General features: G+C 71.3%; 19 protein-coding genes. 7 read left to right on the forward strand and 12 right to left on the reverse strand.

Annotation, left to right across the window (positions count from 1 at the left end; translation table 11 throughout):
- Window positions 1-180: 180 nt before the first annotated feature.
- Both BEK98_RS36725 and leuA read right to left on the reverse strand, forming a co-directional pair.
- Window positions 181-876 (reverse strand): TerB family tellurite resistance protein, encoded by a 696-nt coding sequence (locus BEK98_RS36725; protein WP_094221097.1) that lies wholly within the window; start codon window positions 874-876, stop codon window positions 181-183.
- Between the two features lie 197 nt (window positions 877-1,073).
- Window positions 1,074-2,795, reverse strand: coding sequence for a 2-isopropylmalate synthase (leuA, locus tag BEK98_RS36730; RefSeq protein WP_094221098.1), 1,722 nt, complete (start codon window positions 2,793-2,795; stop codon window positions 1,074-1,076).
- A gap of 321 nt (window positions 2,796-3,116) precedes the next feature.
- Between leuA and BEK98_RS36740 the strand changes: the two genes are divergently transcribed.
- The 4 genes from BEK98_RS36740 to BEK98_RS36755 are packed head-to-tail and all read left to right on the forward strand — an operon-like array spanning window position 3,117 to window position 7,097.
- Window positions 3,117-4,187, forward strand: a complete 1,071-nt coding sequence (locus BEK98_RS36740; RefSeq protein WP_094221100.1) for a M4 family metallopeptidase — start codon at window positions 3,117-3,119, stop codon at window positions 4,185-4,187.
- Window positions 4,188-4,208: 21 nt separating this feature from the next.
- Window positions 4,209-4,475: a protealysin inhibitor emfourin gene (locus BEK98_RS36745; protein ID WP_094221101.1), complete on the forward strand. Its 267-nt coding sequence runs from the start codon at window positions 4,209-4,211 to the stop codon at window positions 4,473-4,475.
- Between the two features lie 58 nt (window positions 4,476-4,533).
- Window positions 4,534-5,847: a GH1 family beta-glucosidase gene (locus BEK98_RS36750; protein WP_094221102.1), complete on the forward strand. Its 1,314-nt coding sequence runs from the start codon at window positions 4,534-4,536 to the stop codon at window positions 5,845-5,847.
- Window positions 5,844-7,097 carry an MFS transporter gene (locus BEK98_RS36755; protein WP_094221103.1) on the forward strand — a complete coding sequence of 418 codons (1,254 nt, stop codon included), beginning with the start codon at window positions 5,844-5,846 and terminating at the stop codon, window positions 7,095-7,097. Before BEK98_RS36750 ends, BEK98_RS36755 begins: the two co-directional genes overlap by 4 nt.
- On the opposite strand, the gene BEK98_RS36760 is transcribed toward BEK98_RS36755, so the two are convergent.
- Window positions 7,098-7,949, reverse strand: a complete 852-nt coding sequence (locus tag BEK98_RS36760; RefSeq protein ID WP_094221104.1) for an NAD-dependent epimerase/dehydratase family protein — start codon at window positions 7,947-7,949, stop codon at window positions 7,098-7,100.
- Between the two features lie 134 nt (window positions 7,950-8,083).
- Between BEK98_RS36760 and BEK98_RS36765 the strand changes: the two genes are divergently transcribed.
- Window positions 8,084-8,932, forward strand: coding sequence for a helix-turn-helix transcriptional regulator (locus BEK98_RS36765; protein WP_094221105.1), 849 nt, complete (start codon window positions 8,084-8,086; stop codon window positions 8,930-8,932).
- Between the two features lie 42 nt (window positions 8,933-8,974).
- On the opposite strand, the gene era is transcribed toward BEK98_RS36765, so the two are convergent.
- Complete coding sequence (gene era, locus BEK98_RS36770; protein ID WP_094221258.1) at window positions 8,975-9,928, reverse strand: GTPase Era; 954 nt, start codon at window positions 9,926-9,928, stop codon at window positions 8,975-8,977.
- A gap of 174 nt (window positions 9,929-10,102) precedes the next feature.
- Between era and BEK98_RS36775 the strand changes: the two genes are divergently transcribed.
- Together BEK98_RS36775 and BEK98_RS36780 are read left to right on the forward strand one after the other, a co-directional pair.
- The gene (locus BEK98_RS36775; RefSeq protein ID WP_094221106.1) at window positions 10,103-11,413 is read left to right on the forward strand and encodes an ammonium transporter; all 1,311 of its coding nucleotides are present in this window, start codon (window positions 10,103-10,105) and stop codon (window positions 11,411-11,413) included.
- Window positions 11,410-11,748: a P-II family nitrogen regulator gene (locus BEK98_RS36780; protein WP_094221107.1), complete on the forward strand. Its 339-nt coding sequence runs from the start codon at window positions 11,410-11,412 to the stop codon at window positions 11,746-11,748. The genes BEK98_RS36775 and BEK98_RS36780 overlap by 4 nt, the downstream gene beginning before the upstream one ends.
- Here BEK98_RS36780 and BEK98_RS36785 read toward each other — a convergent pair.
- The 8 genes from BEK98_RS36785 to ybeY all read right to left on the reverse strand — a co-directional run bounded on the left by BEK98_RS36785 (window position 11,642) and on the right by ybeY (window position 18,548).
- A complete protein-coding gene (locus tag BEK98_RS36785) occupies window positions 11,642-12,661 on the reverse strand; it encodes a WxL protein peptidoglycan domain-containing protein (protein WP_094221108.1) in 1,020 nt (339 codons plus the stop codon). The genes BEK98_RS36780 and BEK98_RS36785 overlap by 107 nt on opposite strands.
- 95 nt (window positions 12,662-12,756) lie before the next feature.
- Window positions 12,757-14,085, reverse strand: a complete 1,329-nt coding sequence (locus BEK98_RS36790) for a WxL domain-containing protein (RefSeq protein ID WP_094221109.1) — start codon at window positions 14,083-14,085, stop codon at window positions 12,757-12,759.
- 173 nt (window positions 14,086-14,258) lie between these two features.
- Window positions 14,259-14,735, reverse strand: a complete 477-nt coding sequence (locus tag BEK98_RS36795; RefSeq protein WP_094221110.1) for a hypothetical protein — start codon at window positions 14,733-14,735, stop codon at window positions 14,259-14,261.
- Between the two features lie 185 nt (window positions 14,736-14,920).
- A complete protein-coding gene (locus tag BEK98_RS36800; RefSeq protein WP_094221111.1) occupies window positions 14,921-15,283 on the reverse strand; it encodes a cytidine/deoxycytidylate deaminase family protein in 363 nt (120 codons plus the stop codon).
- A gap of 38 nt (window positions 15,284-15,321) precedes the next feature.
- Window positions 15,322-16,260, reverse strand: coding sequence for a S66 family peptidase (locus BEK98_RS36805; RefSeq protein ID WP_425276646.1), 939 nt, complete (start codon window positions 16,258-16,260; stop codon window positions 15,322-15,324).
- A gap of 126 nt (window positions 16,261-16,386) precedes the next feature.
- Window positions 16,387-16,746, reverse strand: coding sequence for an MmcQ/YjbR family DNA-binding protein (locus tag BEK98_RS36810; protein WP_094221113.1), 360 nt, complete (start codon window positions 16,744-16,746; stop codon window positions 16,387-16,389).
- On the reverse strand, window positions 16,743-18,041 hold the full coding sequence (locus BEK98_RS36815; RefSeq protein ID WP_094221114.1) for a hemolysin family protein: 1,299 nt from the start codon (window positions 18,039-18,041) through the stop codon (window positions 16,743-16,745). Before BEK98_RS36815 ends, BEK98_RS36810 begins: the two co-directional genes overlap by 4 nt.
- Before the next feature lie 9 nt (window positions 18,042-18,050).
- Window positions 18,051-18,548, reverse strand: coding sequence for an rRNA maturation RNase YbeY (ybeY, locus tag BEK98_RS36820; protein WP_094221115.1), 498 nt, complete (start codon window positions 18,546-18,548; stop codon window positions 18,051-18,053).
- Window position 18,549 lies beyond the last annotated feature (1 nt).

Below are 18,549 nucleotides of genomic sequence, written 5' to 3' on the forward strand. Positions count from 1 at the left end.
GGCGCGAGCCAGCCGGAGGCAGACGCGAGCCGGCGGGGCGAGGCGCGAGCCAGCCGGAGGCAGACGCAAGCCGACCGGAGGGGGACGGAAGCGCGGGCCAGTCGAAAGCGGGCGCGAGCCGGCGGGGCGGAGGCGTGGGGCGGCCAGAGGCGGATGTGAGCGCCAGTCGACCGGTGCGGATCAGGACGGGGTTCGGGCCGCTGCCAGCAGGCGGGTCACGTCGTCGGTGCAGATGGTGAGTGCCGCGCCGATCGTGGCCAGTGCGTCGCGTTCCGCGGGTGTGTAGGGGCCGTCGGCCAGGGCGATGCGGGCGGCCTGCAGGAGCAGGGACTCGCGGCCGGTCGGGGCGAGGTGGGGGGCGAGGGGGTCGAGGGCCTCGTGCAGCTCTATGGCGAGGCTCGCGCCGCACGGGCCGCCGAGGACCCGGCCGGTGTCGGCGGCGAGGGCCTCGACCAGGGCGGCCAGCTGGTCCTCGGTGCAGTCCTCGAAGCCGGCGGCGCGGACCGCGCCGGCGGCCGTCTCCAGGGCCGTACGGGCACCGGTGCCGCCGGCGGCCAGGACGGCGAGGGCGACGGTGTGCACGGCGTCGCGGAGCATCGCGGAGAAGCGGCGGGTGGTGGGGTGGTCGAGAACGTCGGTGCCGAAGTGGTGGCGGCAGGCCGCACACTCCACGACCGGTCCGGTCGCCCCGCGCGGCAGCACGGGCACCCCGAGGAGGGTGAAGCGGCGGCGCCCGGTGAGCCGCTGGTAGTTGCGGTCGCCTCCGCAGCCGGGGCAGTAGAACTCGCCGTCCCCCACGGGTGTCCACGCGGTGCGGGTGCCCAGAATGCGCACGGCCTTGGTGGCACGGTCGTCTCGTCCCCGTACTGGCAGCACGTCGCACCTCCGTAACGACGCGGCAACATCGCCGCGCTGGCGTGATGTTAGCCACATCCAGGAGGCTGAGTCAGTACCTCGTACGAGACCTGTCCGTGACCTGAGGGGTGCGATGGCCGATAAGCGACGGGGCCCCGGCCGCCGTATACAGCGGTCGGGGCCCCGAAAAGCGCCGGTCAGCGCGGGTTGAACCCGGGTCAGCGGGCCGCGCGGTTCACCGCGGAGACGACGGCCTTCAGCGAGGCACGCGTCGTGTTCGCGTCGATGCCGATACCCCACAGAACCTTGTCGTCGATCGCGCATTCGATGTACGAGGCGGCCTGCGCGGAGGCGCCCTCGCTCATCGTGTGCTCCTGGTAGTCCAGCAGGCGTACGTCGATGCCGATGGACTGCAGGGCGTCGAAGAAGGCCGAGATCGGTCCGTTGCCGGAGCCGGTCAGGACGGTGTCCTCACCGTCGACCGTGGCCTCGACGGTGAGGGTGTCCACGCCGTCGGTGTCCGTCGTCGACTGGCCGGTGCGGACCTGGATGCGGCCCCACGGGTTCTCCGGGTTCGGCAGGTACTCGTCCTGGAAGACCGACCAGATGTCGGAGCCGGTGACCTCGCCGCCCTCGGCGTCCGTCTTCGCCTGGATGATCTTCGAGAACTCGATCTGCATCCGGCGCGGCAGGTCCAGCTTGTGGTCGTTCTTCAGGACGTACGCGATACCGCCCTTGCCGGACTGCGAGTTGACGCGGATGACCGCCTCGTAGGAGCGGCCGACGTCCTTCGGGTCGATGGGCAGGTACGGCACCGCCCACTCGATGTCGTCGACCGTGACACCGCGAGCCGCCGCGTCGGCCTCCATGGCGTCGAAGCCCTTCTTGATGGCGTCCTGGTGGGAGCCGGAGAAGGACGTGTAGACCAGGTCGCCCACGTACGGGTGGCGCGGGTGGACCTCCATCTGGTTGCAGTACTCCCACGTACGACGGATCTCGTCGATGTCGGAGAAGTCGATCTGCGGGTCGACGCCCTGGGAGAACAGGTTCATGCCCAGGGTGACCAGGTCGACGTTGCCGGTGCGCTCGCCCTGCCCGAACAGACAGCCCTCGACGCGGTCGGCGCCGGCCATCAGCGCCAGCTCGGCGGCGGCGACGGCCGTACCGCGGTCGTTGTGCGGGTGGACGGAGATGCAGACGTGCTCGCGGCGGGAGATGTTGCGGCTCATCCACTCGAAGCGGTCCGCGTGCGTCGACGGGGTCGAACGCTCCACCGTGGCGGGCAGGTTGAGGATGATCTCGCGGCCCGGACCCGGCTGGTAGACGTCCATGACCGCCTCGCAGACCTCCAGCGCGAAGTCCAGCTCGGTGTCGGTGAAGATCTCCGGGCTGTACTGGTAGCCGAACTCGGTCTCCGGGCCCAGCAGCTTCTCGGCGTACTCCATCACCAGACGGGTGCCGTCGACGGCGATCTGCTTGATCTGGTCCTTGGAGCCGCGGAAGACGACCCGGCGGAAGACCGGCGCGGTCGCGTTGTACAGGTGGACGGTGGCCCGGCGGGCGCCCTTCAGGGACTCCACGGTCCGCTCGATCAGGTCCTCACGGGCCTGGGTCAGCACGGAGATGGTGACGTCCTCGGGGATCGCGCCCTCTTCCTCGATGATCGAGCGCACGAAGTCGAAGTCGGTCTGGCCGGAGGCCGGGAAGCCGACCTCGATCTCCTTGTAGCCCATCTTGACCAGCTGGTCGAACATCCGGCGCTTGCGCTCGGGCGACATGGGGTCGATCAGGGCCTGGTTGCCATCGCGCAGGTCGGTGGAGAGCCAGCGGGGGGCGACGGTGACGCGCTGCTCCGGCCAGGTGCGGTCCGGGATGTCGACCTGCTCGTAGCGGCCGTACTTGTGGATCGGCATGGAACTGGGCTGCTGGCGGTTGGCCATGATGCGGGGGCTCCTTGGAGGTGTCCGGAAGGACGGCCGACGACGCAACGCCAAGCTCCGCGGGGAGGGAGTCGGCCTCGACTACAGGCCCTCGCCGCGGCAGCTAAGAAGGAGCAGCCCGAAACGCATGATGCTCCGCATGCTAGCCGAGCCGCGCCTCGCCGCGAGGGTTCGTATCAGTATGCGGGACCGCGGGTGCAAATCGGGCAAAAAGTGCGCCATACCACTTCGACTACGGGGAGTGAGCCCGATGTCACCGTATTTCACCAATCATGGTTGCGAGTAGTGACACCTGGATCACACAGTGCAAGGGTGCCGGGCATGACGACCAACGGGGGCTTCCAGCCCGTCTTCTGCACGATCGTCCCGCCGCACGTCCTCGACAAGCTCGCGCGCAACGAGGACCCCGCGCTTTCCCGGCCGGCCCGCCGGTCCCTGGAGCACGACGCCTACCAGCGCACCCACCGCCGCCTGACCACGGTGATCGGCGCGCCCGCCGTCGCCGCGCCCGCCGGGGCCGTGGCCGACCAGCCGCACCGCACCATCTACGACGCCGGCCACCAGCAGGACCTGCCCGGCACGAAGGTCCGCGAGGAGGGCGCCGAGCCCGGTGCGGACGCCACGGTCAACCGCGCCTACACGGGCCTCGGCGCCACCTTCGAGCTGTACCTGAAGGCGTACGGCCGCAACTCCATCGACGGCGAGGGCCTGCCGCTGGACGCGACCGTGCACTTCGGCGAGGGCTACGACAACGCCTTCTGGAACGGCGAGCAGATGGTGTTCGGCGACGGCGACAACGAGATCTTCCTGGACTTCACCATCCCGGTGGACGTCATCGGCCACGAGCTGACCCACGGCGTCACCCAGCACACCGCGAACCTGGCCTACTTCGGCCAGTCCGGCGCGCTCAACGAGTCGGTCTCCGACGTCTTCGGCTCGCTGATCAAGCAGTACGCGCTCGGCCAGAGCGCCGCCGAGGCCGACTGGCTGATCGGCGCGGGCCTGCTCGCCCCGCGCGTCACCGGCACCGCCCTGCGCTCCATGAAGGCGCCGGGCACGGCGTACGACGACGACGTCCTCGGCAAGGACCCGCAGCCTGCGACCATGGAGGACTACGTCCGCACCGGCCGCGACAACGGCGGCGTGCACATCAACTCGGGCATCCCGAACCACGCCTTCTACCTGGTCGCCACGGCCATCGGCGGCAACGCCTGGGAGCGGGCCGGACAGATCTGGTACGACGTCCTGACCGGCGGCGAGCTGAAGCAGGACGCCGAGTTCACCGACTTCGCCACGCTGACCGTCCAGGCCGCCCGCGAGCGCTACGGCTCCGGCGACGAGCTGCAGGCCGTGCAGAAGGCGTGGGAGCAGGTGGGGGTGCGGACGCTGTAGTTCCTGTACTAGAAGTGACCCATGCGTATCCAAGTGCGGCGCACGGGCGGCTTCGCGGGCATCGAGCGCCGGGCCGAGGTGGACACCTCGGGCCGGCCCGACGCCCATGAGTGGCACACCCTGGCCGAACGCGCCCTCGCGTCCGGCCAGAGCACGCGCCCGGCCGGGGTCCCGGACGGCTTCAGCTACGAGATCACCGTGGACGGCCGGACGGTGTACGCGGCCGACCCCCGACTGACCGGGGAACAGCGGGAGTTGATCTCGCGGGTGCTGAAGGAGGGTGCGTAACCACGGTTTCACGCCGGGGCGTTGACTTCCCTTACCGGGGGTAAGGATGATCCCGGCCATGGCGACTGACGCACGCAATCCGATCCCCCGCTTCCCGGCCGGCTTCCTGTGGGGTGTCTCGACCTCCGCCCACCAGATCGAGGGTGCGGCCGACGAGCGCGAGGCGTCCGTGTGGGACGTGTTCACGGCCGAGCCGGGGCGGGTGAAGGACGGCACGACGGCGGCGGTGGCCTGCGACCACTACCACCGCTACCGGGAGGACGTGGCCCTCCTCGCCGGCCTCGGCGTGGATGCGTACCGCTTCTCGATCTCCTGGCCCCGCGTGAACTCCCCCGGCGGCCTGGACTTCTACGACCGTCTGGTGGACGAGCTGTGCGCGGCGGGCGTACGGCCCGTGCCCACCCTCTTCCACTGGGACCTGCCCGCCTCGCTGGACTGGCTGGAACGGGACACGGCGGACCGGTTCGCCGAGTACGTGTCCGTGGTGGCCGAACGCCTCGGCGACCGAGTCCCTAGGTGGATCACCCTCAACGAGCCCGCCGAGCACACCCTGCTGGGCCACGCCCTCGGCGCCCACGCGCCCGGCAGGCAGCTCCTCTTCGACGCGCTCCCGGTCGCCCACCACCAGCTCCTCGCCCACGGTCTCGCGGTACGGGCCCTGCGCGCGGCCGGCGCGACGGACATCGGCATCGCCAACTCCCACGGCCCCACCTGGCCGGCCTCCGACGAACCGGCCGACCTGGAGGCGGCGGGCTTCTACGACACCCTGCTCAACCGGCTGTTCGCCGAGCCGGTCATCCTGGGCGCCTACCCGGAGGGCATCGGCGACCTGATGCCCGGCGACGTGTCCGCCGACCTGAAGGTCGTCTCCGAGCCCGTCGACTGGTACGGGGTCAACTACTACGCGCCGACCAGGGTGGGCGCGCCGCAGGGCACCGAGATCGAGTTCGGCGGCCTGACCATGCCGGCCGAACTGCCCTTTTCCGTCCGGGAGATCGAGGGCCGCCCGGTGACCGACTTCGGCTGGCCCGTCGTCCCGGAGGGGCTGACGGAGCTGCTCACGGGCTTCCGCGACCGCTACGGCGACCGGCTCCCGCCGATCGTCATCACCGAGAACGGCTGCTCCTACGAGGGCGTCGACGATCAGGACCGGATCGCCTACCTGGACGGCCATGTCCGCGCCCTGCACACGGCGCTGGAGTCCGGAGTGGACGTACGCGGCTACTTCGTCTGGTCCCTGATGGACAACTTCGAGTGGGCGGAGGGGTACGCGCGCCGCTTCGGCCTGGTCCACGTGGACTTCGAAGCCCAGCAGCGCACGCCGAAGGCGTCGTACCACTGGTTCCGGGACGTGCTGCGGGCGCAGAGATGACCACCGCCCGCGCCTCGGCCGCCCTCGCCGAGCCCGTGGAGCGGGTCGGCCGCGGCTGGACGGCGGCACTCTCGCTGGCCAACGGGGCGATCTGGGTGGGCTGGTTCGGCCCGCTGCAGATCCTGCTCGCCTCCCAGGCGAAGGACTTCGCACCCGGCTCCGGGATGTCGAAGGAGACGATGCTGGCGTGGGTGACGGGGGCGGGCGCGGTGGTCTCGCTGCTCGCGAACCCCTTCTTCGGCGCCCTGTCCGACCGCACGACCGCCCGCCGGGGCCGCCGTACCCCGTGGATCGTGGCGGGCACGGCGGGCGGTGCGCTGTCGTTGCTGCTGCTCGCGGGCGCGGGCGGGCTCTGGACGATGACGCTGGGCTGGTGCCTGGTGCAGCTCACGCTGAACGCGGCCTTCGCGGCGGTGACCGCGGCCGTGCCGGACCGGGTGCCACGGCTCCAACGGGGCTCGGTGGGCGGCTGGTTGGGGGCGGCGCAGATCCTGGGCGTGGTGGGCGGGACGGGCCTGGCGACAGCGGCCGGCGGGATCGGCGCCGGGTACACGGCCTGCGCGGTGTTCACGCTGGTGGGCGTCCTGCCGTACATACTGCGCTACGAGGATCTGCGCCTGGCACCGGAGGAGCGGCCGCCCTGGTCCTGGCGCGGCTTCCTGGCCTCCTTCTGGCTCAGCCCGCGCCGCCACCCCGACCTGGGCTGGGCCTGGCTGACCCGCTTCCTGATGAACCTCAGCAACTCGCTGGTGCTGCTGTATCTCCTCTACTACCTGCGCGACCGGCTGCACTACTCCGACCCCGACCAGGGCGTGCTCATCCTCACGGCGGTCAACAGCCTGACGCTGATGGCGACGGTCGTGTGGGGCGGGGTGTGGTCGGACCGGGTGGGCCGGCGCAAACCGTTCGTCGTCTGGTCGGGCGTGCTGATGGCGGTGGCCACGGCGGCCCTGGCCGGCTGGCAGACCTGGCCGGGCGCGATCGTCGCGTCGGCGGTCCTGGGGATCGGCTTCGGCGTGTTCACCTCGGTCGACTTCGCCCTGATGACCGACGTCCTGCCGAAGGCGCTGAACCGCGGCAAGGACCTGGGCGTGATCAACGTGGCCAACGCCCTGCCCCAGGTGGCGGCCCCCGCCCTGGCCGCACCGGTCGTGACGTACCTCGGCGGCTACCGGGTGCTGTACCTCGTGTCGGCGGTGATCGGGCTGGCGGGGGCGGTGCTGGTGGGGCGGATACGGGGGGTGGAGTAGCTACAGGGCCCCGGCGTCGCGGGCGCTCCACAGGGTCGGGTACTGGGGCCGGTAGCCCAGTTCGCGGCGGATCCGGTCGGTGGAGACGAGGCAGTACCAGGGGTCGGGGTCGACGCCGTCGCCCGGGAGGTCGGCACCGAGGAGTTGGCGGAGTTCCAGGGTGGTGACGGGGGCGTCGTCGGCGATGTTGTAGGCGCGGCCGTCGGCGCCGGGGGCGTACAGCAGACGCAGCAGGCCCTGGGCGACGTCGGCGGTGTGCACGAGGTGGAAGAAGCGCTTGGCGGCGGGCCAGCCCTCGGTCCAGCGGACGGCGGCGGCCAGGTGCGGGTCGCCCTCGCCGTAGACGTAGCCGAGCCGGCCGATGCGCAGGTCGAGCCCGTCCAGCGCCGCCAGTCCGCGCTCGGCCTCGGCCTTGGCCTGCGGGTACGCGGTCCACATCGGCCCGCCGGGCACGCAGGGGTCGTCCTCGACGTGCGGGCGACCGCGCCCGGTGCCGTACACGAGAACGGTGCTGACCTGCACGAACCGCCGTGCCCCTGAGGCGAGGGCGGCGCGCCCCAGCTCCAGGGCGGCGTCCCGGTTGACGGCCGTGGCCTCCTCGTCCGGTACGCCCCGGAAGGCGGCCGCGATGTTCACGACGGCGTCGGCTCCGGCGAGGGCCTTGCCGAGGGCGTCGGTGTCGCGGAGGTCGCCGAGGACGGGTTCGGCGCCGAGGTCCGCGAGCCGGTCGGCGCGGGAGGGGTCCCGCACCAGGACCCGGATCTGCTCCCCCGGTCGCCGCTGTGCCAGCAGCCGGGGCAGGAAGCCGGTTCCGACCTGGCCGGTGACGCCGGTGACGAGTGTGGTCGACATGATGTGTCCCTCTCGGTGGTCTTCTCGGTGGTCGTCTCCACCCTCGGCGTCGGCCGACCGGACCGGGAGAGACCTTCCGATCAGGGGATCGGCAGTCCCTGGATAAGCGGGGCCCGCTCCCCCACGCTGGAGGGGTGAACCGACCCGAACTCGCCGACTTCCTGCGCCGCGGCCGGGGCCGCCTGGACCCGTCCGACGTCGGCCTCGCCGCGGGCGCCCGCCGCCGTACCCCGGGCCTGCGCCGGGAGGAGGTGGCGTCGCTGGCGGGCATGTCGGTGGACTACTACACGCGCCTGGAGCAGTCCCGCGGCCCCCGCCCCTCCCGCCAGATGCTGACCGCTCTCGCCCGGGCCCTGCGCCTGACGGACGACGAACGGGACCATCTCTTCCATCTGGCGGGCGAGGAGCCGCCACGCCGGGAGGTCACCTCGACGCACGTCCGCCCGGGCCTGCTGCTGGTCCTCGACCGACTCCACGACACACCCGCGCAGGTGATCACGGACTGCGGTGAGGTATTGGCCGAGAACCCGATGTGGAGGGCCCTGCTGGGAGACGCATCGGCCCGCCCGCCACGCGAGCGCAACCTGATCCGCCGCTTCTTCCTCGATCCCTCGGTCCGCGAGCTGTTCCCGCCGGAGGACGTTCCCGGACACGCCGCAGCCCACGTGGCGGGCCTCCGCGCGGTGGCCGCGGCCCGCCCCGCGGACCCGGAGCCGGCCGCCCTGGTGGCCGAACTACGCGCAGCCAGCGAGGAGTTCGCGCGGCTGTGGGAGCAGCACCAGGTGGCCGTCCGCCAGAGCGCCACCAAACGCTTCCGGCACCCGGTGGTCGGCCTCCTGGAACTGGACTGCGAGATCCTCCTCGACCACGCCCACCACCAGTACCTGGTCATCCACACGGCCCGTCCGGGCACGGAGTCCTACGAACGCCTGCAGCTGCTCCGCGTGGTGGGTCTGCAGGACATGTCACCCAGCCGGCCCTGACCGCACAGACTCCTCCGCGGGCTTCCCGACACCGCTCGCGGACTAGAAGCCCAGCCGCCGCAGCTGCTTCGGGTCCCGCTGCCAGTCCTTCGCCACCTTCACGTGGAGGTCGAGGAAGACCGGCGTGCCGAGCAGTGCCTCGATGTGCTTGCGGGACTTGATGCCGACCTCCTTCAGGCGCTTGCCCTTGGGGCCGATGATGATGCCCTTCTGGCTGGGACGTTCGATGTAGACGTTGGCGTGGATGTCCAGGAGGGGACGGTCCGCGGGGCGGTCCTCGCGCGGGAGCATCTCCTCCACGACCACCGCGATGGAGTGCGGCAGTTCGTCGCGGACGCCTTCCAGGGCCGCCTCACGGATCAGCTCCGCGATCATGACCTGCTCGGGCTCGTCCGTGAGGTCACCCTCGGGGTAGAGGGCCGGGCCCTCGGGCAGCAGCGGGACGATCAGGTCGGCCAGCAGGCCCACCTGCTTGTCGCCGACCGCCGACACCGGCACGATCTCCGCCCACTCGAAGCCCAGCTCCTTGCCCAGCTGGTCGATCGCGATCAGCTGCTCGGCGAGGGCCTTGGAGTCGACCAGGTCGGTCTTGGTGACGATGGCGACCTTCGGGGTCTTCCGGATCCCGGCCAGCTCCTTGGCGATGAACCGGTCGCCCGGGCCGAGCTTCTCGTTCGCCGGAAGGCAGAAGCCGATCACGTCGACCTCGGCCCACGTCGTCCGTACGACGTCGTTGAGCCGCTCGCCGAGCAGGGTGCGCGGTTTGTGGAGCCCCGGGGTGTCGACCAGGATCAGCTGGGCGTCGGGCCGGTGCACGATGCCGCGTACCGTGTGCCGCGTGGTCTGCGGCTGGTTGGCGGTGATCGCCACCTTCTGCCCGACCAGAGCGTTCGTGAGGGTGGACTTGCCCGCGTTGGGACGGCCCACGAAGCAGGCGAAGCCGGCGCGGTGGGCGGTCTCGGCCGGCTCTTCGGATGACGGGGTACGAACGCTCATGGCGACCATTGTCCCTGATCCACAAAGCCGTCCCGTACCGGTGGGGCATACCCCGTCCACACGTGAGCTTTCGGAAACCCCCACGCAACGAAACGTCACGGAAACACACCCGTACGCAACCGGAAACTCACACCGGTGACCCTCTGACGAGCCCGCACACCGTTGGAGACGCCCGTGACCCTCGCCGCCGCTCACGTGAACACCGGCGACACCGCCTGGCTGCTCGCGGCCACCGCCCTCGTCCTGCTGATGACCCCGGGTCTGGCCCTGTTCTACGGCGGCATGGTCCGCACGAAGAGCGTCCTCAACATGCTGATGATGAGCTTCGTGTCGATCGCCCTGGTGACGGTGGTGTGGCTGGCGGTCGGTTACTCGCTGGCCTTCGGCGACGACATCGGCGGCGGGCTGATCGGCGGGCTGGAGCACGCGGGCATGAGCGGCCTCGGCCCGGACAGCGTCCACGGCTCGGTCCCCACCCTCCTCTTCGCCACCTTCCAGCTCACCTTCGCGATCATCACGGCCGCCCTGATCAGCGGCGCGGTCGCGGACCGTACGAAGTTCTCGGCGTGGCTGGTCTTCGTCCCGGCGTGGACCCTCCTCGTATACGTTCCGGTCACCCACTGGGTGTGGGGTCCCGGTGGCTGGATCCTCGACAAACTCGGCGCCCTCGACTTCGCGGGCGGTCTGCCCGTCGAGATCACCTCGGGTGCGTCCGGGCTGGCCCTGTGCCTGGTCATCGGGCCGCGCCTCGGCTTCAAGAAGGACGCGATGCGTCCGCACAACCTGCCCATGGTGGTCCTCGGCGCCGGCCTGCTCTGGTTCGGCTGGTTCGGCTTCAACGCGGGCTCCGCGCTCGGCGCGAACGGCCTGGCCGCGGCCGCCTTCCTCAACACCCTGGCCGCCGGCTGCACCGGCCTGCTCGGCTGGCTCTTCGTCGAGCAGCGGCGCGACGGCCACCCGACCACGCTGGGCGCCGCCTCCGGCGCGGTGGCCGGCCTGGTCGCGATCACGCCCTCCTGCGGCACGGTCTCCCTGCTCGGCGCGCTGGTCGTGGGCCTGGCCGCCGGTGTCGTCTGCTCCTACGCGGTGAGCTGGAAGTTCAGGCTGAACTTCGACGACTCGCTGGACGTCGTCGGCGTCCACCTGGTCGGCGGCGTCATCGGCACCCTCCTCATCGGCCTGTTCGCCGAGAAGGCGATGACCGGCGGCGTCGAGGGCCTGTTCTACGGCGGCGGGCTCGCCCCGCTCGGCAAGCAGCTGCTGGCCGTCGTGGTCGTCGCGGGGTACGCCTTCGCGGTGACGTACGGCCTCGGCAAGCTGATCGACCGGGCGATGGGCCTGCGGGCGAGCGAGGAGCAGGAGCACACCGGCCTGGACCTTACGGTGCACGCCGAGACGGCTTACGATCACGGGGTCCTGGGGCACGGTGCCCCGGTCTCCGCCTCCGTCGTCCCCACCGCCCAGAAGGTCAAGAGCCAGGCATGAAGCTCATCACCGCGATCGTCAAGCCGTACCGCCTGGACGCGGTCAAGACCGCCCTGCAGGAGCTGGGCGTGCACGGTCTGACCGTGACCGAGGCGAGCGGCTACGGCCGCCAGCGCGGCCACACCGAGGTGTACCGGGGGGCCGAGTACCAGGTCGACCTGGTACCGAAGGTCCGGATCGAGGTCGTCGTCGAGGACGCGATCTCCGAGGACGTGATCGACGCGATCGTCAGCGCCGCGCAGACGGGGAAGATCGGGGACGGGAAGGTGTGGGCGCTGCCCGTGGAGACCGTCGCACGGGTGCGGACCGGCGAGCGCGGCCCCGACGCGCTCTGACCAGCAGCACACCCGTCACCACGCCCGCGACGAACACCAGCCCGGCGAGCAGCCACGGCAGCGCGAAGAAGGAGGCGCTCGCCGACTGGCGGGTGTCCTGCGCGCTCGCGGTCAGGGTGATGTCGCCCCAGTCGAGCTGGGGTGCGCCGTGCCAGGTCTCGGTGAGCCGCACGCTCTGTCCCGGCAGCAGCTCGGACGGGATCCCCTTCAGGTCGCGGTCGAGCAGCGTACGGCCGAACAGCCCGCGCGCCTTCAGCTCCACCTTGGGGTCGAGGGTGACGTTCCCGGTGTTGCGCAGGGTGTAGCCGATGGTCGCCGTGCTGTCGCCGAAGCCGGGGACGAGCGGCTGGTGCTGGCTGAGATGCACCTGCTCGACGGAGATCCCGGTCAGCGTGGGCCCGCCGACCCGGAGGTAGACACGGGCGCCGACGGCCCGCTGCACACCGAGCGCCAGCTTGCCGCTGCCGGGGTCGACCCGCTCGTCGAGCGCGACGATCGCGCCCGGGTGGTCTCCCGGTTCGGCGCCCTGGGGTACGCGCAGGGTGAAGGGCACGGTGACGGTCCTGTGGCCGGGCACGGTGACCCGTGACCTGGCGGGCCTGGCCCACGCGCCCACCCCGCGCATCCGTTCCTTCAGGGTCCGTACGGCGAACCCGCCGTCGCGGGCGGTGTTGTAGGCGTCGGCCGCATAGAGCCGGAAGGTGAGCGGCTTGCCGGTCTTGTTGGCCACGGCGACCTTGTCGGTGAGGGTCTGCCCGGGGTCGGCCGAGAGGTAGAAGTAGGGGCGCGCGGCGACCTTGGAGGCGACCGGGTAGACGGACCAGCTGCCGTTGTCGGCGGCCCGCGCGGGGACGGCCGTCAGCCCGAGGAACAGGCCGATCAGGCTCAGGAGGAGGACGTACGGCTTGCGCATGGGTGCGGACCCCCCATGGGCTCGGGTCGTGGCGGTCGGGCGGGTGCGGCCCCGTGGTGCGGCAGGGCGCCCGGCCACCGGTGTCGGAGTGCGGGTCAGGTGAGGGTGAGGGTCAGGACGCCGGAGTACGAACCCGGAGGCGTGAACGCCGGTACGTCCAGGGAGAGTCCGGCGTCGACGGTGAACTCACCGCCGGTGAGCGTGGCGGCCGGGGTGGACGCGAGGGTCGCTCCCGAGGTGCCCACCGCGCCCGTGGAACCGGCCTTGCAGGTGCTGGGGCTGCCCGCCTTGGTCACACAGGCGGGGGTCCAGCTCAGCCTGCTCGCGTCGATCTTGGCGCCGGGACCGGTGAAGTCGGTGACCTTGCCGGTCAGGGACCAGCCCGCGGGCCCGCCGCGGAAGTCCTTGACGGTCACCGTCTGCAGCGCTCCGGTGGAGGCCCCGCCCTTGCCGAAGTCGACCGACGACAGCCCGACGGCGTCCCCGGCCTGGGACATGGACAGGGTGCCCGCCTTGACCGTGGTGGTCAGCTTCTGGCTGCCGGCCGGGACGGGCGTGTTGTCGTTGACGACGTAGGCCGCGGGGCCCGCGCCCTTGTCCGCGCTCCAGGAGCCGCCCTCGTAGGCCACGATCCCGGTCGTCGTCTTGTCGTTGACGACGAGGGAACCGCTGAAGGAGCCCTGGGCGTTGGCGGTCACGGTGGCGGTGTCCGCGGTCTGGGTGGCCCCGGCCCGCCCGGCCAGGGTGACGGTGGCGCCCGGCGTGAAGTTGCTGCCGCTGACCGTGACACCGGCACCCGGGTCACCGGAGGCCGAACCCAGCGAGATGGCACGGGTGTTGGCCGGGGTCCCGTCGGTCGCGGTGACGGTCTGCGACACCGGGGCAGGCGGGTTGGTGACCGTGCACGGGGTGTCCAGCTCGAGGATGTAGCTGGTGTGGATGTTGTAGTCGCCCGGCGAGAGGCTGATCTGGCCGGCCTTGGTCACGGTGAACGTCCCGGTCATGGAGAAGGACGGGAACGCGGCCTTCCCCGGCACCGGCGGGTTCTTCTTCGGTCCGGCGACGGTGACGTCACCGGTCTGGGCGCCGCCGAGGGTGACCTTGCCGGTCGGGGTCATGATGTCGGCCGGCAGGGCCAGGTCGGTGGGGTTGCTGGCGGCGGCCGTGACCACGGTGTAGGTCACGGTGACCGTGTCGCCGACCTTCGGGCTGGCGTTGTCCACCGACACGCTCGCGGTGGTGGTGCCGTCGATCGGCGGAATGCCCGCGACGGCGGGCGGGATGCAGTGCGTGGCGAAGTCCACGTTCGTACCGGCGGCACCGGCCGGACCGGCCAGCGCGCCGCCCGCGGTGACCGCGAGAGCGGTCGCCCCGAACAGCGACGCCCAGCGCCACCGTCGGGATCTTAGGGGTGTCGAACCCATGGGGGCCCCTCCTGAGGGTTGCGGGCGCAGCGGCTCATCTGCGCCGACAGGGGGCATTGATGTGGAGCCCGCGTGAGAAGTCAATGGAGATGCCGCAGAAATCTGACGGATCATCAGTTTCTGCGGCATCCCCGGGAGATCCGGTGAGAACCGGAACAGATCGCTCAGTTCCGTCAGTCGAAGACGAACGGTCCCGGCGACTGCTTGGCCGTCGCCGTACAGGTGACGTTGACCCCGAAGATCGTCATCTGCAGCGAGCCGCCGTACGCCTCCAGGCTGTCGCCGGAGGCCACGGTGCCGGTGAGCGGGCCGGCCGTGACCGGGTCGCCGGCGGCCATGGCCGGGTTCTTCGTGCCGGTGAAGACGGTGGTGCCGCCGCTCGCCTTGACCAGGGTGAGCTTGGAGGTGATGGAGTCCTTCGCCACCGCGACCGGCGCCTTGACCGCGGAGGAGGTGAGCGTGATGGTGGCCGAGGTGCCGCTCTGGGTGGCGGTGAGCGTGGCCGCGCCACCGCCGAAGATGCCGCAGCTCGCGTTGATGGTCGCCGTCTGGGGAGTGACGGCGGCCGCGGTGGGCGCGAAGGCGAGTCCGGTGACCGCGAGGGCCCCGGCGACCAGCGCCGCACCAGTTGAAGTGCGCTTGCCTCTCATGGGGATCCGCTTCCCTTCCCTGTGGGGATGCCATGTGGGGATGGTCGGAAGGTGCGCCGACGAACGGCAGGCCTGAGCAGGTGGATGCGGGCACGCTGCGGCGGCGGTGCGGATCTGACGGATCGTCGGAACTTACGGCTCCATTGATGCGCGAGAGGCAGGCGACGGCAAGGATGAAATCCGGACTACTCCGCGGCGCCGGCCGGGACCGTCAGCTTCACGGCCCCGTCCGGCCCGGCGAGCAGCACCGGCGTCTCGGCACCGCCCAGGTCGGCCACGGCGGCCCGGTCCTCGGCGGCGACGCCCTCCGCCTCGCTCACCACGGCCGCCGCCTCCAGCGACGTCGCCCCGGAGGCCACGGCCATGGCGACGGCGGTCTGCAGGGCACTCAGCTTCAGCGACGCGAGCTGCACCGACCCGGCGACGTACGTACGCCCGGTCTCGTCCCGTACGGCTGCCCCCTCGGGCACACCGTTGCGGGCCCGGGCGGAACGGGCCAGGGTGACGATCTTGCGGTCCTCGGGGTCGAGCGCGTTGCTGTCGGTCATGCCCCGAGCATACGGACCGGGCCGGGCCTGCACCGAGGTCAGTCCAGGGTCTGAACGATCTCGCTCCGGGCGGCCGAGTGCAGCACGCGGGCACGGGCGCCGTTCACCAGGGGAAGGTAGGGCGCCACGTGGCCGCACTCGACGTCCGCGACGATCGGTACGCCCAGGGAGCCGAGGGCGTCGAGCACGGCCTCGTGCTGGGTGAGGGTGCCGCCGTCGGGGGCGTGGGTGCGGCCCACGAGGACGGCGACCGCCCGGTCGAAGAACCCGTTGAGCCGCATGCCGTGCAGGTTGCGGCAGATGGTGAACGCGTTGTCCTCGACGGCCTCGACGTAGACCAGCAGCCCCTCGTCGCCGGCCAAGGACGAGGTGTCCAGGTACGGCGTCCCGGCGAGGTTGGCGAGGGTCTCGACGCAGCCGCCGATGAGCCGGCCTTCGACGTCCACGTCACCGGTGCCGTCGAGCCGGGTCCAGGTGCCCTCGGCGTCCAGGGTGAGGTCGCGGATCCCGGGGTACTGGACGTAGTCGTCCCAGCCGCCGGACCGGTGACGGCCGGGCGGGGTCTGGGAGAGCGGCTCGCCCTGCGGCGCCGCCACGATGTCGAGCCAGGACAACAGGCCCTCGGGCGTCCGGTACGGCGTGTCCATGAGGTTGTTGCCGTGCACGGTCGCGACGCCGGTGAGCAGGGTCAGGGGCGTGATCAGGGTCGACATGTCGGAATAGCCGACCACCCACGTCGGCTCGGCCCGCCCGATCTTCTCGAAGTCGAGCAGCGGCAGCAGGTCGATCGCCGTCTCCCCGCCCCACGGCGGCACCACGGCCCGGATCTCCGGATCGGTGAGCATCTCGGTCAGTTCGGCGGCGCGCTCGGCGGCCGGGGCGCTGATGTGTCCGGTGCCGTCCATGCACCGGCCGACGACCACCTCGTACCCGCGCGCCTCCAGGTCGCGTATCGCCAGGTCGAGGCGCCCGCGCATCTTCTCGGCCACCCCGCTGGACGGGGAGGTCACACCGATACGGTCGCCGGGGCGCAGTGGGCGCGGATATCGCACAGAAGACATGCCGGATTCTGACACGGGGTCAACCGGCCCCGGCAAAGGGTTTTACGCCCGGTCCAGCCGGAGTCGCTCCGCCCTCGGCAGGCCCGCGACGACGAGGTCGTAGGAGTCCTCGATCAGCTCTCTGACCAGGCGGTCCGGGAGGCCGCCGTCCACCGTCACCGTGTTCCAGTGCCGCTTGTTCATGTGGTAGCCGGGGATGACCAGCCCCTCGTGCTCACTCCGCAGCCGGACCGCGTCCTCCGGGTCGCACTTGAGGTTGACCGTCAGGGGCCGCGCGTCCAGCCAGGTCAGCGCGAACATCTTGCCCAGCACCTTGAAGACCGAGATCTCCGGGCTGAACGGGAAGTCCTCCACCGCCGCGTTGAAGGACAGGCAGAAGGCGCGCAGCTCCTTGGGGGTCACTCGGGCTTCTCCTCCCGGTCCGGCCCGCCGGCCGGCTCCACCAGGACCGTGACGATCTTGTTCCGGCGGCCGGCCGCCGCCTCCGCCGTCAGCCGCAGCCTGCGCTCGTCGGGCAGTTCGACCTGGGCCGAGGCACCGGCGATGGGCACGCGGCCGAGCGCCTTGGCGAGCAGTCCGCCGACCGTCTCCACGTCCTCGTCGTCGTACTCCTCCAGGCCGTACAGCTCGCCGAGATCGGTGATGTCGAGGCGCGCGGTGACCCGGTAGCGGTCGTCGCCGAGGTCCTCGACGGGCGGGAGTTCGCGGTCGTACTCGTCGGTGATCTCGCCGACGATCTCCTCGAGGATGTCCTCGATGGTGACGATCCCGGCGGTGCCGCCGTACTCGTCGATGACGACGGCGACGTGGTTGCGGTCCTTCTGCATCTCGCGCAGCAGGTCGCCGGCGTTCTTGGTGTCGGGGACGAAGACCGCCGGGCGCATGGCCGTGGACACCAGGTCGTTCTCGGCGTCGCGGCTGATGTGCGTCTTGCGGACCAGGTCCTTCAGATACACGATCCCGACGATGTCGTCCTCGCTCTCCCCGGTGACCGGGATCCGCGAGAAGCCGGAGCGCAGGGCGAGGGTGAGGGCCTGGCGGATGGTCTTGTAGCGCTCGATCACCACCAGGTCGGTGCGCGGGACCATGACCTCCCGTACGAGGGTGTCGCCCAGCTCGAAGACCGAGTGCACCATGCGGCGCTCCTCGTCCTCGATCAGCGACTCCTTCTCGGCGAGGTCGACCAGCGCGCGCAGCTCCGCCTCGGAGGCGAACGGGCCGCGGCGGAAGCCCTTTCCGGGGGTGAGCGCGTTGCCGATGAGGATCAGGAGCGACGGGATCGGGCCCATGATCCGGGCGAGGGGCAGCAGCACGTACGCCGCCGCCGTCGCCGTGTTCATCGGGTGCTGGCGGCCGATGGTGCGCGGGGAGACGCCGACGGCGACGTACGACACCAGGACCATCACGCCGATGGCGACCAGCAGGGCCTGCCAGGTGGCCGCGAACTCCTGCAGGCAGGCGTACGTCACCAGGGCCGCGGCCGCCATCTCGCAGGCGACGCGGACCAGCAGGGCCACGTTCAGATAGCGGGTGGGATCGGCGGCGACCTGGGCCAGCTTGGCGCTGCCGCGCCGCCCGGTGCGGACGGCCTCCTCGGCGCGGAAGCTGGAGACGCGCGCGATGCCCGCCTCCGCGCAGGCGGCGAGCCAGGCGACCACGACGAGGGCGATGGCACCGATGACGATCTGAGGACTCATGGGGTGCGCTTACGACACCGTCGGCGCCGGCGACGGGCCGGTCAGCCCCCGCTCGGCCCGCCACCCGTCCACGATGGCGGCCTGGAGCCCGAACATCTCCGCCTTCTCGTCGGGCTCCTCGTGGTCGTACCCGAGCAGGTGCAGCACTCCATGGACGGTGAGCAACTGCAGCTCCTCGTCCATGGAGTGCTGCGTCGGCGCTTCGGCACCCTGTTTGGTGGCGACCTCCGGGCACAGCACGATGTCACCGAGCAGGCCCTGCGGCGGCTCCTCGTCGTCCTTCGACGGCGGCCGCAGCTCGTCCATCGGGAACGACATGACATCGGTCGGACCCGGCAGGTCCATCCACTGGATGTGCAACTGCTCCATGGCGTCGGCGTCCACGACGATCACCGAGAGCTCGGAGAGCGGGTGGATGCGCATCCGCGCGAGCGCGTAGCGGGCGATGTCGAGGATCGCCTGCTCGTCTACCTCGGTGCCGGACTCGTTGTTGACGTCGATCGACATG

The organism is Streptomyces diastatochromogenes (genome assembly GCF_002242805.1).
GTDB classification, from domain to species: Bacteria; Actinomycetota; Actinomycetes; order Streptomycetales; family Streptomycetaceae; genus Streptomyces; species Streptomyces diastatochromogenes.

Bases quoted from the DNA above. Each gene is read 5' to 3' on its own strand.
- leuA (WP_094221098.1), bottom strand. From the start codon at position 2,795: ATGGCCAACCGCCAGCAGCCCAGTTCCATGCCGATCCACAAGTACGGC.
- BEK98_RS36740 (WP_094221100.1), top strand. From the start codon at position 3,117: ATGACGACCAACGGGGGCTTCCAGCCCGTCTTCTGCACGATCGTCCCG.
- BEK98_RS36745 (WP_094221101.1), top strand. From the start codon at position 4,209: ATGCGTATCCAAGTGCGGCGCACGGGCGGCTTCGCGGGCATCGAGCGC.
- BEK98_RS36750 (WP_094221102.1), top strand. From the start codon at position 4,534: ATGGCGACTGACGCACGCAATCCGATCCCCCGCTTCCCGGCCGGCTTC.
- BEK98_RS36755 (WP_094221103.1), top strand. From the start codon at position 5,844: ATGACCACCGCCCGCGCCTCGGCCGCCCTCGCCGAGCCCGTGGAGCGG.
- BEK98_RS36760 (WP_094221104.1), bottom strand. From the start codon at position 7,949: ATGTCGACCACACTCGTCACCGGCGTCACCGGCCAGGTCGGAACCGGC.
- era (WP_094221258.1), bottom strand. From the start codon at position 9,928: ATGAGCGTTCGTACCCCGTCATCCGAAGAGCCGGCCGAGACCGCCCAC.
- BEK98_RS36780 (WP_094221107.1), top strand. From the start codon at position 11,410: ATGAAGCTCATCACCGCGATCGTCAAGCCGTACCGCCTGGACGCGGTC.
- BEK98_RS36785 (WP_094221108.1), bottom strand. From the start codon at position 12,661: ATGCGCAAGCCGTACGTCCTCCTCCTGAGCCTGATCGGCCTGTTCCTC.
- BEK98_RS36790 (WP_094221109.1), bottom strand. From the start codon at position 14,085: ATGGGTTCGACACCCCTAAGATCCCGACGGTGGCGCTGGGCGTCGCTG.
- BEK98_RS36795 (WP_094221110.1), bottom strand. From the start codon at position 14,735: ATGAGAGGCAAGCGCACTTCAACTGGTGCGGCGCTGGTCGCCGGGGCC.
- BEK98_RS36800 (WP_094221111.1), bottom strand. From the start codon at position 15,283: ATGACCGACAGCAACGCGCTCGACCCCGAGGACCGCAAGATCGTCACC.
- BEK98_RS36805 (WP_425276646.1), bottom strand. From the start codon at position 16,260: ATGCGCGGGCGCCTCGACCTGGCGATACGCGACCTGGAGGCGCGCGGG.
- BEK98_RS36815 (WP_094221114.1), bottom strand. From the start codon at position 18,041: ATGAGTCCTCAGATCGTCATCGGTGCCATCGCCCTCGTCGTGGTCGCC.
- ybeY (WP_094221115.1), bottom strand. From the start codon at position 18,548: ATGTCGATCGACGTCAACAACGAGTCCGGCACCGAGGTAGACGAGCAG.